10 protein-coding genes are annotated in these 16,572 nt (G+C 54.9%); 5 read left to right on the top strand and 5 right to left on the bottom strand.

What is annotated here, in order from left to right; translation table 11 throughout:
* Positions 1–160: 160 nt before the first annotated feature.
* The 3 genes from AC0V6O_RS13220 to AC0V6O_RS13230 all read right to left on the bottom strand — a co-directional run bounded on the left by AC0V6O_RS13220 (position 161) and on the right by AC0V6O_RS13230 (position 3,902).
* Positions 161–1,351, bottom strand: coding sequence for a hypothetical protein (locus AC0V6O_RS13220; RefSeq protein ID WP_486144690.1), 1,191 nt, complete (start codon positions 1,349–1,351; stop codon positions 161–163).
* Between the two features lie 302 nt (positions 1,352–1,653).
* Positions 1,654–2,889, bottom strand: coding sequence for an MFS transporter (locus AC0V6O_RS13225; RefSeq protein WP_486144692.1), 1,236 nt, complete (start codon positions 2,887–2,889; stop codon positions 1,654–1,656).
* On the bottom strand, positions 2,886–3,902 hold the full coding sequence (locus tag AC0V6O_RS13230; protein WP_486144694.1) for a LacI family DNA-binding transcriptional regulator: 1,017 nt from the start codon (positions 3,900–3,902) through the stop codon (positions 2,886–2,888). The genes AC0V6O_RS13225 and AC0V6O_RS13230 overlap by 4 nt, the downstream gene beginning before the upstream one ends.
* Positions 3,903–4,131: 229 nt before the next feature.
* On the opposite strand from AC0V6O_RS13230, the gene AC0V6O_RS13235 reads away from it, so the two are divergent.
* The 5 genes from AC0V6O_RS13235 (at position 4,132) to AC0V6O_RS13255 (ending at position 12,041) form a co-directional block, all read left to right on the top strand.
* Positions 4,132–5,340 (top strand): TonB-dependent receptor plug domain-containing protein, encoded by a 1,209-nt coding sequence (locus tag AC0V6O_RS13235; RefSeq protein WP_486144696.1) that lies wholly within the window; start codon positions 4,132–4,134, stop codon positions 5,338–5,340.
* 1 nt (position 5,341) lies between these two features.
* Positions 5,342–6,919 carry a TonB-dependent receptor domain-containing protein gene (locus tag AC0V6O_RS13240; RefSeq protein ID WP_486144698.1) on the top strand — a complete coding sequence of 526 codons (1,578 nt, stop codon included), beginning with the start codon at positions 5,342–5,344 and terminating at the stop codon, positions 6,917–6,919.
* Positions 6,920–7,007: 88 nt separating this feature from the next.
* Positions 7,008–7,946: a glycoside hydrolase family 16 protein gene (locus AC0V6O_RS13245; protein WP_486144700.1), complete on the top strand. Its 939-nt coding sequence runs from the start codon at positions 7,008–7,010 to the stop codon at positions 7,944–7,946.
* Entirely contained in the window at positions 7,943–10,399 is a 2,457-nt protein-coding gene (locus tag AC0V6O_RS13250; protein WP_486144702.1) for a glycoside hydrolase family 3 protein, read from the top strand. The genes AC0V6O_RS13245 and AC0V6O_RS13250 overlap by 4 nt, the downstream gene beginning before the upstream one ends.
* A gap of 58 nt (positions 10,400–10,457) precedes the next feature.
* The gene (locus tag AC0V6O_RS13255) at positions 10,458–12,041 is read left to right on the top strand and encodes a sodium:solute symporter family transporter (RefSeq protein WP_486141803.1); all 1,584 of its coding nucleotides are present in this window, start codon (positions 10,458–10,460) and stop codon (positions 12,039–12,041) included.
* 187 nt (positions 12,042–12,228) lie between these two features.
* Here AC0V6O_RS13255 and AC0V6O_RS13260 read toward each other — a convergent pair whose 3' ends face one another.
* A complete protein-coding gene (locus tag AC0V6O_RS13260) occupies positions 12,229–12,666 on the bottom strand; it encodes an anthrone oxygenase family protein (protein ID WP_486144704.1) in 438 nt (145 codons plus the stop codon).
* Between the two features lie 327 nt (positions 12,667–12,993).
* Positions 12,994–16,572, bottom strand: a complete 3,579-nt coding sequence (locus AC0V6O_RS13265) for an ABC transporter permease/M1 family aminopeptidase (protein ID WP_486144706.1) — start codon at positions 16,570–16,572, stop codon at positions 12,994–12,996.

Consider the following 16,572-nt stretch of genomic DNA (forward strand, 5'->3'; position numbering starts at 1 on the left):
CAGCACCTTGAGACCTTCACGAAGCGAGATCCGCTCAACTCGCTTGGCGTTCACAATTGGGACCGTAAGGCTCTTTGCTGGCTAAGATCGAAAAGCGGACATTCCGCTTTCGACCCAATTGCGGACGTTCAGCATTCGGTGGGTCAATAGCGAAAAATGATCAATTTTTGCTACGCAATCGAGCTAATCGAGGCGGAAATTTGGAGTTCTCGATGAGGCAATCTGCGAATTCTGCAAATATTGCGCGGGTCCGATCTGGAGCATCTGTGGCGACATGGTGGCCAGATTGGAGAACCTCGACGCGGCCCGGTAGCTCCTTGGTCTTGGCCAGATAATCGCTTGTCCGTGGGTCATCGGAACCGAGAACAGTTCTCGAGCAAGGTGAAGAGCTTAGCGATATGTCCTTCCAAGGATAATCGCGCTCTCCGACGTATTTAGGCACAAACTCATGCATTGGGAGCATGATTGAGTGGTCGAACTCGGCCTCCGCCGGGGAACCTGAATATATATTGAAGTGCACATATTGACCCCAGAAACCTCCTTGGGCCTCAGCCTCAGCCAACTTTTCTTGCGCGATTGAAGCAGAATTTCGAATGTGGTGTTGAAGACCATCCATGACGGGCACCAGAGCGAGGATGTCTGCGCCTCTTAATCTTTCTGCGCCTAGCGCACCATAAGCCAGATGGTTCCCAAGGCTGGTCGTCAGCAAAGGCGGTTCGACAATGGCTTGATCACGATAATAGTCTATGGCGTTTTGAACATCTTCAATCGCGAGTCCCATCTCGTCGGGGGCATTGAAAGTCCGCAAATTCATGCCCCAATAGCCGACCGATACAATTGTGAAGCCTCGTTCCATCAAACTGTAGTAGGGAGACTTCGCCATCTCTCCATACAAGAGGTCTTCGAGTTGATTTTCTCTTGCATTCTGGATGAACTCATAGGTGATCGCAGGGTCGACCGCGAATGGCTCATCACCAGGGCCGCCCGGGATATCGATGACAAAACGTCCCTCGTCGGGGACATCCATAAGCCGGGTTTCGACAATTGGAACCTGCCCCCCTTCGAAACGCAGGCTAATGAGCGAGGATGTAACGCCCTGCGCACTCCAAGTTTCACACACGCGCCGCTTTGCGACTAAGTCGTCCTCCGAAAAATTGCGAACCTGGCAGTCTAGCCAGTCATAACCAAATCGCCCCTTAGTATGCTCGGAGCGCGAATTTTCCACCATTTCTCGCAGGTTTTGGTTGAAGACTACCTTTCCAGACTGTCTCGCGCCATCATGCTGCCCCCATCGGTAACCAGCCCACAGTACCACAGCCGCGATCATCAATAGGGCGGTTGTAATAGCCAAAATTCTAGTGATTTTTGGGCTGAACATTTTGGCAGAGTAAGGTCAATTTTTTAGATTCCCAAATGAAAATGACGCTTTGTTATCGTTAAGCTCAGCGAAAGAGGTACGGCTGATGACGTTGGAGCGTCCACTTACACCTCCAACTTCGGTTGCTGAGAGGAGGCTCGAACTGGGCCGGTAGCGGACTGGCTGGTTCGGACCAACCAAGGCTGAAAGGCCGATTTCTACTTCCAAGCCAATCCCGAAACATCTCGATGTCGACCCTCATCCTTGGCACCGATCCGTTTCAATCTTGAGCTGGCTTACCTGATCGAACGGATGCGGCTGGCGCTGAAGACTGCAATCACAGCAAGTCCCGCGGAAATTTGCATAAGCGGCGTAAGCTCAGATTGAGACAATTCACTGGAACTAAGAATGATCGCGAGGCTTGGAGCGATGATAGCTGGCAGCGTGTTCGTGAGGTTCATGATGCCCAATGTTCTGGCCCGTGATTTGGAGCTAGCCAGCAATTGCGTCACGATTGCGGTGTCGATCGTAAGGAACGCCGTAAGTCCGGCAATGAACGCGATATAGGCGGCCAAGACCACGTTCCATACCGGCAACAAAACCATGCTAGCCAGAGCAATTGCGATGGCACACGCCGCACTGAGTAGGAACGCCTTGCGGGCGCGCAATCGATCAGAGAAATAGCCGATCAGCAAAGCAGTGAGAATTGCTACCGGGGCCGCGCCAGAGGTCATGATGCCCATGGCTTGCTCCGCAGAACTGGCCGGAAACTTGGCCTCGTATCTGACCACATCTTGTAGGTAGTAGATCAGATAACCAAAGATCACCGCGCCGGACACTTGGATGCAAAATCGTGCAATCCAAGCCCAGACAAGGTCATTCCCGGGAGGGCTATCCGTTCTTGCTAGCAGCAGGTCTTGCGGTTCTGCATGCGAGAGGTTCGGCTGTGCTCTGGCTAGAATGAGCAATGGCATGATCAGGATAAAGATGATGATTGCGATCGCCAAAAGCCGCTGATCATTGGTTTCAAACAGTGGTCTGGTCAAAATAGCGACGGCAAAAGTACCAATCGGCAACCCCATATTGACCAAGGCGGCTATGCGCCCCTTCGCATGATGCGGGACTTTGTCAGCGATAAGCGCGCCCAGCGGTGAAAAGAGAAAGTTCAAACTCAGCTGGAACAGCACAATCGAAAAGATGAGCGCCGTCCATGAATTGGCATTGGCGAAGACCAGGTAGGATATGAGGATCGCGCCGAGACTGGCAGTGATCTGTACAATCCGGCTGCCGCGTCGCTCAAATAGCCTGTCGCTGACCCATCCTGCTGCGATATTGGCAAGGCTTGCGGTTATTGCCCCTGCGAGCAACGTGAAGCTGAGCAATAACAACTTGTCGTCTGGCGCAATCTCCTCCGCCTTGAGCGGCAGAATAAGAACCAAGAGCGGCACAAATGCGATGGTTGCACCAGCGTTTGCCGCAGCATAGCCAGCTACGAATAGGCCCAGTTTTGATGGCTCGTCGCTTGCCGTCATTCCGGAGCAGGTCCGGTCGTCCTGCGAATGATGAGCTCAAATGGAAGAGTGATTTCAGCCCCTTCTTGACTGTCAATTTTCTGCTCGATCAGCTCACTTGCGGCGCGGCGAGCCATAGCTGCAATAGGCTGCCGAATTGCGGTAAGCGGCGGCACGCTAAAACGGACGCCCGGTGTATCATCGAAGCTGATCACCGAGAGGTCTTCGGGCACGCGAATACCAAATTCGTCGGCCTGATGCAGGACAGCGAATGCCATCTCATCATTGCTGGCCAGGATCGCAGTGGGCCTATTTTCTGACGCGAAGAGGTTCTTTGCCGCCAGTTCGCCAGAAGCAAAGCTGAAGTCACCTGGCTGCTCCCAATCTGGATCAATCGGCGAATTGGCCTCGGCCATTGCTTCACGATAACCCTTCAACCGCGAAGAAGACGCAAGATAGTCTGAGCTGCCCGCGATGAACGCAACTTTGCGATGTCCCAAGCCAACCAAGCATTGTGTTGCCGCTTGAGCCGCCGCCATGTCATCCATCACGATATTGATGCCGTCGGTTTTGTTTGAGGAACCGATCCGCGCAAAAGGCGTCCCGTTTGCCATCAGCAGATCGGCCAAGTCCTGATTTTCGCTATGCGGGGGCGTTAAGATGACACCATCCGGGCGAAGCGACGACAGCGCGCCGGCCAACTGCTTTGCAGCAGCAGGATTTTCTGTGTCGACCAAGTCGAAGATGAGGCGAAAGCCGTTCTTCTCGCATTCCATCATGCCGCCAAACAGCATTTGATCGACCCAGTCATTTCCGCGCCCGACACCCCAGTTATCCAGTGTCCGCGCCCGGTCATTGATCGCGAGAATCAAGTAGGATCGATTGCCCCCCATTCTGCGCGCGGCGATGTTTGGAACGTAGCCGAGTTGGTCAATTGCGGTTTGGACCTTCTCTCTCAAGGCCACTTTTACATTCGGAGATTTGTTGATGACGCGCGAGACGGTCTGGTGCGAGACGCCAGCCGCCGCTGCCACATCCCGGATTGTTGGGGACTTTGTTCGCGATTCGCTCGCCAATTTCTTCCCCCTAAGACATGGGTGGACCATCCCAGCCACCATAATTCGCTGCGCACCCTACCAAAATTGTCACACAAAACCAGTAAAATGTGAACGATCACATTTTTTAGTTGTGAACGATCACATTTTCATTCTATGCATGACTCATACGCAATTCGTGACAAGCGAATGCAAGGGGAGAGGCAGGATGATTCTACGTCGTACAATTCTATTGGCAGGTGTCGCGGGTGTTGCGCTGGCACAGCCGGCTTTGGCTCAAGAGCAAACCACACAGGGCGAAGCCGAGCCAGCGGCTGAGGCCGAAGATACGAGTTCCGACAACTCAATCATTGTTACCGCCGATCGGCGCGAGCAATCACTGCAGGATTTCGCCGGAACTGCATTTGCTATTAGCGGCGAAGATCTGCGAGCCATCGGCGTGCAGAACGTCACCGACCTGCAAGAGAGCATTCCCGGGCTTTCGATCGCCAACAACCAAGGCAATATCGAAGTCTTCATTCGCGGCATCGGTAGCACCAACAACACCGAGCTGGGCGATCCCGCCGCAGCGTTTCACTTCGATGGTGTGAACATTCCGCGGCCGCGCGGCATCGGCTCTGCCTTTCACGATATTCAGCGTGTTGAGGTGAACGTTGGACCACAGGGCACGTTGCGGGGGCGCAACGCCACCGCTGGCTCTATCAATGCAATCACTATCCGTCCCGGACTCGGCTCACTCGATGGTTCAATCGAAGCGGAGTATGGGAACTTCGATCACCTCTCTCTACGCGGCACACTCAATGTGCCGATCGGTGACGATGTAGCGGTTCGTTTCTCTGGGCTCTATCTGGAGCACGATTCCTATTACAACAACGTCGGGCCTGTTCAGGGCATTGACGTGGCGGAGGCAGAAGAGAACTTCGCTGGCCGCGCTCAGATATATTGGGAGCCAACCGATCGCTTCTCAATTTTGCTCGCGGGCGAATACATCGACGAAGGCGGCACAGGCTATACCGGTTCCAACTTCGCACTGCCGCTTGGCGTCGCTGAAGAGCTATCAGAAATCGAAAATCGCGAAGTGTCTTTGGACGAAATCGGCATTGGCGATCCGCGCGATGTAATTGCGCGCGGAATCACTCCAATCTTGGACACCCAGCACTGGGGCATTCGCGCCCATATTCAATATGAGGGCGATGGCTTTAACATTGAATACACCGGTAGCTACCGGGACATTGATTATGATTACACCGCGACCACGCCGCTGACCCCCAATTTTCCGGGTGTGCTTGACCGGCTTGCAGGCATCCCGCTTGATGGCAGTGCGCCGGGTGTGGACCCAGCGATTATATTGGCGGAATCGCTCGACAATTTCTCACGCTTTCAATCGATCACAGATCTCGCGCTCTCACTTCCATGAGTTGCGGCTCTTCAACAACGAAGGGCCTTTGATCTGGAGCTTGGGCGCACAATTCATCCGTGAGGACCAATTCTCGTTCTTGGCTTCAACTGGAGACCGTAGTCCGTTTTTCCAAGGCATTGAGTTTAACACCAATGTCGATACCGAATCCTATGGTGCCTATGCCGATGTGACCTATTCGGTGACGGATCAATTCCGCGTGACTGGCGGTATCCGCTATACCGACGACAGCAAAGAACGCTCCGGCGTCGCTGCCCGCTATGGCATTGCCTTGGGTGATGATAACTTCAACTGCTGCCTAGGGGTACGAGTAGGTACGGAAGGGTTCGAATTTGCTGGCCGCGGCCGCACGATCTTCAATCCCGATACAGATGGTGATGGCATCATCTCTGAAGCGGAGACCTTTGCCTTTCACCGTAATGGCATCGCTGTGTTTGGCGCGCGCGACAACCTCGGCGCTATTTTGGACGCGGGTCCGATCCAGGGGCACTTTGATGATGTTCCCAATGGCGTCCCATGCCTGGATACAAATTCAGGCGACGGACTAACCTGTGATGGTTTCGCGGCGACAACTCAGTTTACGTTCTCAGTCCCGTTCCAAGGTCAGATCTTCCAACAACAAGGTAACTTTGACGATAGCTTCGTCGATTGGCGCCTACGTGCAGAATATGACATCACAGAAGACAACCTGCTCTATGCCTTGGTCGCAAACGGCCATAAATCGGGCGGTTTCAACGACAATATCGGTGATCTGGGACCTGCTCCGACGTTCGATACTGAAAATGTTGTTCTCTATGAAATCGGCAGCAAGAACCAGTTCGACATCGGCGATGTTGGTGTCCGTCTGAATGCTTCCCTCTTCTACAATGATTATAGTGACCAGGTTTTCACAGGCCTGCTGAGCGTTCAGACTGCGGTTGATTTCACCAACAGCTTTGGCGGCGATATCATCGCACCACCTGACGGCACCAACACAGATCTGGTCGTGTCATTCACCTTCAACGCAGCCGACTCAGAGATCTATGGTGCGCAGATAGATGGCGGATTTGATCTGCCACATAACATCAAGATAGATTTCTCCGCCCTGTGGCTCGAAGCTGAAATCTTGGATTCTGTCGCAATTCCAGACTTCCGCTTCCAACCTGATGTGGATGCGGTGAACTCGGGACTTCGCGAGATCGAGGGTTTCCGTCCGCCGCGCACTCCGCGTTGGCAGCTGAACAGCAAGATTTCGCAAGTGTTTGAATTGCCAACGGGGCAATTGGATTACGTGATCTCGATGGGGTATCGCTCATCGCAGTTCCATACCATTTTCAACAGCAACCAATTTGACGAAAACGGTCTGAACCCAGTGCAGGTAACCAATGGTCGGTTGCTGGATCGGATTGATGGCTACTTCACCATGGATATCGGTGCGGGTTGGACGATCGATGACGAAGGCAAATATCGACTTGAGGCCTATGCCAACAATGTGACCAATGCGGTGCACGAGGCGGCGATCCAGATCACTCAGTTCGACAACACCCGGTTCTTCACCCGGCCGCGGACCTATGGTGCGCGCATCCGCGCCAAGTTCTAGGCGCTAGCAGCTAAGGGAATATTGGCGCTGTGCGAGGGCACACGCCGATATTCCCGCCGATTGTGTTGTTGGAGAGGATTGGCGAGCTATGATGAAATCACTCAGTATTTGTGTTCTCGCGGCCGGTTCGCTGGCTGGAATTGCCGGCTCTGCGATTGGTCAAGATAACGCTGCGAACGCACCGGAAGTAGTCACGGATACGGCATCGACCATGTCCAAAGTCGCTGGCGAAACTGTCCAAACGAAAGTTCCAGTCGGCTATGAATTGGTGTGGTCGGATGAGTTCGATCAGCCCGGCCTGCCTGATCCGTCGAAATGGAAGTACGATGTCTATCGCAATGCGGACGGCTGGTACAATAACGAAAGACAATATTACTCGGCCTCTCGCCTCAAGAATTCGCGGGTGGAAAACGGTCACCTGATCATTGAAGCTCACCGCGAGGAACTGACCAAAGACGAGTTCCCAGACTGGGGCGGCCAAGATTACAGTTCCGCTCGCCTCATGACCAAAGGCTTAGGCGATTGGACCTATGGTTTCTTTGAAATCCGGGCCCAAATCCCCTGCGGTTTGGGTGCGTGGCCTGCGATCTGGACCTTGCCATCCGATCCCGATGTTGAATGGCCCTCCGGCGGGGAGATTGATATTATGGAGCATGTCGGCTTCGAACCCGGCACCATCCATCATAGCGTCCATACCACAGCGTTTAATTTCTCTCGCGGATCGCAGATGACGTCAAAGCACGATCTGCCCGCGGCATGCGATGCAATGCAGAAATACCAACTTCTGTGGACGCCTGATTTCCTGCTGTTTGGCGTCAATGATCAACCCAAATGGCTGTTCAAAAAGGAAAGCTCGAACAAGAAACGCTGGCCGTTCACAAGGCCGCAGCACCTGCTGGTAAACCTTGCGGTGGGCGGCAATTGGGGCGGGCAGAAAGGCCTTGATAGCGACATTTTTCCTGCCCGGATGGAGGTCGATTACGTGCGTGTCTATCAACCATCGACCCAAGCTGGAGATGAGCAATGATCCGCTCTTTGATTGCAATTGCCTCTTTGGCGCTGCTGGCCTCATGCTCGCTGGCGCAGGATCCGGCGGAAACGCGGGCACTCCAATTGCTGGAGCGGATGACCGTGGAGGAAAAGGTCGGCCAGATCATTCAGGCTGATATCGCCTCAGTCACTCCGCAAGATGTGACGACATATAATCTTGGCTCAGTGCTCAACGGCGGCAATTCTGCCCCCGGCGGCGCGAAGACCGCCCTCCCAGAAGAGTGGATCGCACTGGCTGATGAATATTGGGAGGCGTCGACTGACACGTCCGATGGCGGTGTTGGTATTCCGCTATTGTGGGGCACGGATGCAGTGCATGGTCATAACAACCTCCAATCCGCGACGATCTTTCCGCACAACATCGGACTTGGCGCGGCCAATGATCCCGAATTGATCGGACGGATCGCGCAGGTCACGGCCCGCGAAATTCGCGCCACGGGAATTGATTGGACCTTCGCCCCGACTTTGGCGGTTGCCCGCGATGACCGCTGGGGTCGCACATATGAAAGCTATTCTGAAAACCCTGAGATTGTCGCGCGCTATTCCGCAGCGATGGTCGAGGGTTTGCAAGGCAAATCAGGCGAAGATGGCTTCTTGCTGGGCGAAAACGTGATTGGCACGGCCAAGCATTTCATCGGTGATGGCGGTACGGGCCTCGGCATCGACAAGGGCGATACACAGGGGGATCTTGCCGACGTTTTGGAGCTGCATGGTGCCGGTTATGGCCCCGCCATCGACGCCGATGTGCAAGTTGTCATGGCGAGCTTCTCCAGCGTGAATGGCCGCAAGATGCACGGTTATCAGGAACTGCTTGATGATCATCTGCGCGGCGAACTGGGCTTTGAAGGCTTCGTTATTGGCGACTGGAACGGTCACGCGGAAATTCCGGGCTGCACAGCGACCAAGTGTGTCGCGGCGCTCGATGCCGGGCTCGACATGTATATGGCACCAGACAGTTGGCGCGGGCTCTATGACGAGTTGCTGGCCGCTGCGAAATCGGGCGAGCTCGATATCGACCGGCTTGATGAAGCTGTGCTGCGCATTTTGAAGGTGAAGATCCGTGCTGGCTTGCTTGATGCGGTCAAACCGTCAGAGCGTGCTGCGAGCACGCCCGCCGCATTGGGCGCAGATGAGCATCGCACCATTGCCCGTGAGGCGGTTCGCAAATCATTGGTGCTGCTCAAGAACAATGGATCAGTTCTGCCATTACAACCGGGGCAAAATGTCATTGTTACCGGCAGCGGCGCCGACAGCATCCAACAACAAACCGGCGGATGGACGCTCAATTGGCAGGGCACTGGCAATACGAATGACGAGTTTTTGGCCGCGCAGAGCATCTTTGCAGGGCTGAGCGAAGCGCTCGAAGCCATAGGCGGCACGGCTACTTTGGTGAGCGGCAATGGCTCTTCGATCGATGCTGATGTGGCGGTCGTGGTCTTCGGTGAAGAACCCTATGCCGAATATCGAGGAGACCGATCAGATCTTGTCTATGAAACAAGCGAAGGCGCTGATCTGGCATTGCTGAAATCGTTCAAGGAACGCGGCATACCAGTTGTCGCAGTGTTTCTGTCGGGCCGCCCACTATGGGTGAATGCCCATATCAATGCCTCGGATGCATTCGTTGCGGCATGGTTGCCCGGGACAGAGGGTGGCGGCGTCGCGGACGTATTGGTTGGGGGTATTGAGGGCGCGGCCCGTCACGATTTTGACGGCACACTCTCCTTCACCTGGCCAGCTCTCGGAGATGGCAAGCCGATCAATGGGAAGGATGCAGACGGCGCATTGTTCACCCTCGGCTATGGGCTGAGCTATGGCTCAACAAAAGCGCTAGAGCAGCTCTCAGAGGATCCCGGAATTGACTTGAGTAGCGCCTTTGATGGGACAATCTTTGCTCGCGGAGACGCGGCGTCTGGATTCAGTGTCTTTCTTGGCGACAGTTCGAATGCGAATATTCCGCTGACTTCACTCGCCGGGCAAAGCTTGTCGGGCTCGATCAGCGTCAAAGGCGTTGATCACTTGGTGCAAGAAGATGCGCGAAAGATCACTTGGGACGGCAATGGCCAGGGACAATATAGTCTTCGTGCCAATCGAGAGCTCGACATTGGCGCTTCTGATCTATCAGCTTCGCTTGATCTGGTGATTGAATGGAATGTCGAAACCGTCCTGACAGATGAACTTGAGTTGATTGTGGGGTGCGGAGAGGGCTGCTCCGGCGTGCTGGACATCACTCAAATCGCGCGGCAGGCGATCGACAGGGGATGGACCAGCGTTCGCGTACCTTTGACGTGCTTTGAGCAGGCTGGGCTCGACAAGGGGCGTGTGAAGACACCCTTCGCTTTACGGAGCAGTGGGCGAGCACAGATTTCGATCCATTCGGTTACTTTTGAAGAGCGCGGTTCAGAACAGATCGAGTGCTCAATATATCGGTAACGGCCGGTCTAAGGCATAGAAAAGCGCTCCTTACACGCGCTTTGAGGGAGACGAGTTTGTGACGCTTGAGACGATCGATGTAGTGATCATTGTTGGTTATGCAGTTGCGTTGCTTGGGATAGCCTTGGCGGTGAGCCGGGAGCCTAAGGGGCGGGATAAGAACACCGAGGATTACTTTTTGGCCGGGCGGGCTTTGCCGTGGTGGGCAATCGGTGCCTCGCTGATTGCATCGAACATCTCAGCTGAACAGATTATTGGCCAGTCGGGTCAGGGCTTTGCCGTGGGCATGGCGATTGCGGCCTATGAATGGCAGGCGGCGCTGGTCCTGATCATCGTTGCAAAATACTTCCTACCGATCTTTTTGAAGCGGCGCATTTATACGATGCCGCAATTCCTCGAGCAGCGCTATGGCGGCGGCGTGAAGACGCTGATGAGCGTGTTCTGGGTCGCGCTGTACACTGCGGTGAACCTTACAACGGTGCTGTGGTTGGGCGGCCTTGCGGTGGAAAGCCTGACGGGGTGGAGCGTGCTTGCCTCCATGGCGGCACTGGCGGCCTTTGCGGCGCTGTACTCGCTTTATGGCGGGCTTAAAGCCGTGGCGCTGACGGACATCATCCAGGTGGTCATCCTGATCCTGGGCGGCTTTGCGATCACATGGTTTGCATTGGACGCTCTGCCTGCGGATGGCGCGCTGGGCGGGCTGGGTTATCTGATGGGTGAGATGCCGGGCCACTTTGAGATGATCCTGGAGCCTGAGCATCCTGCCTATAGCAATCTGCCGGGTATCTGGACGCTGCTGGGCGGGCTGTGGGTGCTGCACTTCAGCTATTGGGGGTTCAACCAATACATCATCCAGCGCGCGCTTGGCGCAGAAAACCTGGGCGAGGCGCAAAAGGGTTTGGCCTTTGCTGCGTTCCTAAAACTGGTGGTGCCGTTTATCGTTGTGATCCCTGGGATTGCTGCGGTTATTCTGGCTCAGCAAGGCGCGCTTGATGGCACGGCTCTGGCAGAGCGTTCAGACCGCACCTATGGCGAGCTGATGGGCTTTGCCCCTGCTGGCCTGCGCGGTCTTGTGTTTGCGGCATTAATCGCGGCGGTGGTCAGCTCGCTGGCTTCGATGATGAACTCGATCTCAACGATCTTCACAATGGACCTCTATCGCAGCGTCAAACCGGAAGAGAGCGAGCGGCATTATGTGACTGTCGGCCGTGTGGCTGCCTTTACCGCTATGGCGCTGGCACTGGTTCTGGCTCAGCCGTTCCTGGGCGGGTTTGAAAGCGCGTTCCAAACGGTTCAGGAATACACTGGCTATATCGCGCCGGGCATTGTGATCGTGTTCCTGCTTGGCTTCTTTGACAAGCGTGCCAATGCAGCCGGCGCCTTTACCGCGCTGATCGGATCGGTTGCGCTCAACATTATCGTCAACGCGGCGCTGCCCGATCTGCCATTTGTGGTGCGGATCTGGATCGTGTTCTTGGTTGGCCTGGTTGCAGCAGCTGTCGTCTCACGCATGACGGCGGCGCCTGATGAAGAGCAGACTGTGAAGCTGGGCGACATCGCCTTCGCCACCAGCGCGCTGTTCAACACGCTGGCAACCATCACCATCGCTATCCTCATCGGTCTCTACGCATACCTGTGGTAAAGGGAAGCTAAGAGCAGTTCCGATTTCGCTCGCATCTAGAATATAAAGAGAGACGCAAGTTGGGCTCCTGAACGTCCGCTTTCATCCCCAAATCGGCCTAATCTTGAAATGAGGCCCAACTTGAGGAACGGTCTGTGGCGTTTCACTCTGACTGGTCTGTAGGCTGTTACCCCATCAATTCAACTTGTTAAGTTGAAATGCTGGCCCACAACATCGTTGCAAAAGAGAGTCCACTGGCAACACTGCGAACCCAATGACGCGGACTCCATAGGTTCAGGAGTCGTTTGGTTTCCTCCTCACTTCGATTGGCGGTAGTATCAAGCAATTGGTCGTTTATGGGTTTTAGGACCACCACCGTGTAGGGAATGACGAATAGTAAAAGACCAGCCCCGATCAACCAAACCATGCTCCCCTCAAAGAACCACATAACCGCTGCGGCCAATGTTCCGACTAATGCCGCGACTATCTGCATTGGCGCTGCCAGTCCGTACATTGGAGGGAAGAATGCAGAAGCAAACGGAATGCCAGCCCGCATGGTGGCAGGATGTTGTGCGATTGAAATGTAAACTGCTGCTCCAAAAAAGGTTCCGCAGAAAAACAGCGCTACCAACTCTACTAACAACATAAGACCGCTCCGATCATTGCTACATCATCCTTGCGTAGCATGCTTTGGCATGATCATCGAATGCACGAGATGCCGCAAATTTGATCAGATGCCCTTGCCGTTAACCTGATATCCCCCATGTCCGCTTCCACCCCCAAAAGCGGACGTTGAACGATGGCTCGAACTGGGCCGATTGCGGAATGGCCGCTTTACACGTCGATCGGCTAGAAAGCAGACCTTCAGCTCACGACCCAAAAATGGTCGCCACACAATGACGCATTGCCGATGTGCTCGCGGGCGTATGCATGAGCATTTGCCCGAAAAGCCCTCCCAATGGAACGCTTTCCCTCAGCCAGTCTCGAACAGATTGTCATCGGAATTGCGATCAACATATTTGTTGTAGGGGTCGATCCCGACATATGTCGGTTGCTTGTCGGTAACGATCCGAATTTGCTGCTCTCCGCTTTTTACCGGCTGTCGCTCCATCAAGAGGACATTCGATTTATCGAACGCCCCGAGGCCAGGTCGGGCCGTAAACGCCCCCACTTCGATCTGGTCGGCTAGCGGCGCTTCTGTCTCAGCACCTTCTCCATCGGCATAGAATTTGGCCGCGCTTACCGTGATGACTGTTTCCCATGAACCATCTGGCAATTCGCTGCTCTCTGCCTCTTCAACCTTGAGATCATACAGCGTGATCTTGCGCAGCAGATCCTCAACCAGCTGGCGCTCTTCAGCATTGCGGGCGAGGCTTTCAAAGCCCTCTACCAGATCGGTTGAGATCGCATAAGGAGGCCCCTTGAAGCGATAGCGATCAAGCAGCTCGGAAAGCATCACATTGACACGGTCTTCGCCAAGCCTGTCCTGAAGCAGATACATAACGACTGCGCCTTTGCGGTAGTGGATGTAGCCCTGATCCTCAACCTGGACGAGTGGCAGCTCTTCAATCGCTTCACCGCCGCGTGAGGTGAGGTAATTGTCGAGCTCAAATTTGAGGAAGCGCCGCATTTGGTCTTCCCCATAGATTTCCTTCATCACCATCATGGCTGAATATTGCGCCATGGTTTCGACCAAGATCGTCCCGCCTTGTTGGTTAGCGCTGATGATCTGGTGCGCCCAATATTGGTGGGCGACCTCGTGGGCGACAACATAAGTCACTGCATCGATGTCACCCTCATCAGCGTAATCGGCAACAAAGCCTATGCTTTCGGAATAGGGCATCGTGCCAGCGAAAGCCTGCGCAAAGCTGGCGTAGCCGGGAAACTCAATGATGCGGGCATGCGGGAACTGATATGGTCCCAAATTTGCCCGGTAGTATTTGAGCGATTTCTCCAGGGCGTTGAGCATGCGCTCAACATTGGTGTCGTGCGTCTCGTGGTAATAGACCTGCAGCTCTACGCCATCGACATTGCGCGTCGCAATTTCGTAGTCGGCGGACTGAATGGAGAAGAACGAGAGGATTGGACTTTCAGAAACGAAGCGCGCGGTACGCCTGCCCCCTTCGACCTCGTCCGATACGCGCACACCCGGCGCAATGGGCGTTTGGCCAGCATCGGTCGTCACCGTGATGTCAGCTGTGACCCAGTCTGCGCCAACATAGTTCTCCTGCCTCGACGCCTCGTCTCCAAGCGGCGCAGGGCGTAGCTCAGATGGTAGATCATATTCACGGCGCGTCGCCCGATCTTGCAGCAGGCCCGAACGGTTCATACCGATTTGCGGCGCGAATTCTGAATTGTTCAGGAAGGTGCCGTTCTTCACAAGGCGCGTATCGTTCCCGCTTGCACGGATGCCGCGTTGCCAACGCCTAGTCTCGAAAGTCAGTTCGCTGGTCGCCCCAGGGGCCAAGGGCTCATCGAACCGATAAATGCGGTACTTGAACTTCTCATCATTGGTCTCGAGCGTAGCGCCCGCCACCTCAATGCCCAGGATTTCGGCATCTGCATCTGGCAGGCGCACATGCAGATGCTCAATCACCTCGTCGGTGTCATTGAGGATCGCATAACGTCCCCTCGCCTCCATCCGTATCTCCTCAGGAAAGAGATCAACCTCGAGGCTGACTTGCGTGACGGCCGGCTGCACCAGAGTTTCGTACTGGAGGTACTTTTTCTCATATTCAGCAAGCGTCGCTTCATTGTCGTCGCTAGTCCGGTACTGCTCCACCCGATTCATCTGGTTGAACAGATAACCGCCAGTAACAGCAGCGAGCAGAACGCCAACGCCCAACATGGCACCTGCAGGCGATTTAAGGCCCTCGGGCAATCGCTTCAGGCGCGGCTTCAGCGCAGCGTCCGCGCCGCGGCGCCACAGCAAGTGCGCGAGCACAGCAAGGATCAGCGCGAAAGCGCCCCAATATAGCCTCAGCCCCCACCCAAGAGCATCCCCAACGGCGTTCCCGTTGATGTCGGAAACCGGGTTTCCGCCCGTCGAACCGTAGAGATAGAGCGGATGCTCAAAGCCCAGGTTCGACAGTACAAGCTGCGCTACGATGTAGATCACCATGATGCCCCAACCGACGAACTTATTCGGGCTAAGCGCCTGCACAAACACGGCAAGGATTGCGGTAATCAGCATGTTGATAGAAAAGGGCAACAGGTACCAATCGAGATACTTGCCGATCTCTGGCGTGGCCCCGCGAATGGACTGGATCAGGACGGCTGACACGACACTTGCCAGAAGTGCGGTGAACAAGACAACGCCCACAGCAATCGTCTTTGGCACCATGTAACTCCACCCGGGGACCGATGTGGAATCAATCAGCTCATGCATTTTGCGGTCGCGGTCACGCCACACCAACTCGCCAGCATAGTAGATGGCGATGATAACCGGGATGATGCCGAAACCGCCCTGCAGGATAGGAATGACCGTAAATGTCAGCGGTCGGCTCGGCGTCCCATACAGCTGGTTGCCGAGGAGCAAAGCGCCCGATGTATTGAACAGACCGACGAGGATCAGAACGAAAAACGCCGGGTGTTTGATGACCTGCGCCACCTCGAACCGGGTCCGAGTGATCAATCGCACCCATGCGCTATTCTCTGGACGCAAGGCTGGAAGAGTTTCGACAATACGCGGCTCAACCTTGGCAAGCTTCGCCTGCTTTTTGGCTTCCTTCCGCAGTTTGCGCTTGGAGACGCCTTTCTCTGTGAAGCTGAAACGCCAATAGGCAAGGCCCAGCATCACCAATGCAAAGCCGATCCAGATGATACGATTAGCCAGCAATCCGCCTTCTAACGCGGGTACCAGAACATTGGATTCCGCCGCAGTCCAATAGCGGGTCGCATTGGCAAGAGCACCAAGACCAAAGGGCTCAAACAATGCCGCGACATCTTGCAAATCAGGCCGGCCCTGGACTGCTGAAATCAGAACCGTCCAAAGGACCAGGAACGCCACAACCGCGACATAGGTGTACATCATTGACCGGGTCATGGTCGCGACTGCGAAGAACAGCGCGGAGACCATGAACAAGCCTGGCAATGCGAACACGAAATAGGCGCTGGCGTAGTATGATAGCTTGTTCGGCCCGAGGGTCTCTGGATCGACCCAGGGCATGAGTGAACCGAGCCAGATCGCCAGTGGGACAGTCGCAAATGCGAGGGTTGCAGCTAAGAATGCGCCCAAAAATCGCCCAAGCAAATAGTCGAATTTCCCGACCTGCGTTGAACGGACCATTGGCCCAAAACCGCTCTCATCATCACGCACAATCACATTCGCCACAAATGCGGTGGAGACGAACATGAAAAACACGGTCAAAACCAGGTGCGTCTGGATTATGGCGAGCGGGCTATTGGCGTTGATATTCCCGCCGCTGCCGATCTGAATGTCACTGCTGGTTGCCGCGCCAAAGGTGATCAGGAAGAATATGACAGCGGCAACCCAGAAAACCGGATTACGCAATTGATAGCGCAATTCGAATGCGGTGATTTTACCGAACAT

The organism is Erythrobacter sp. JB2-19 (assembly GCF_057365005.1).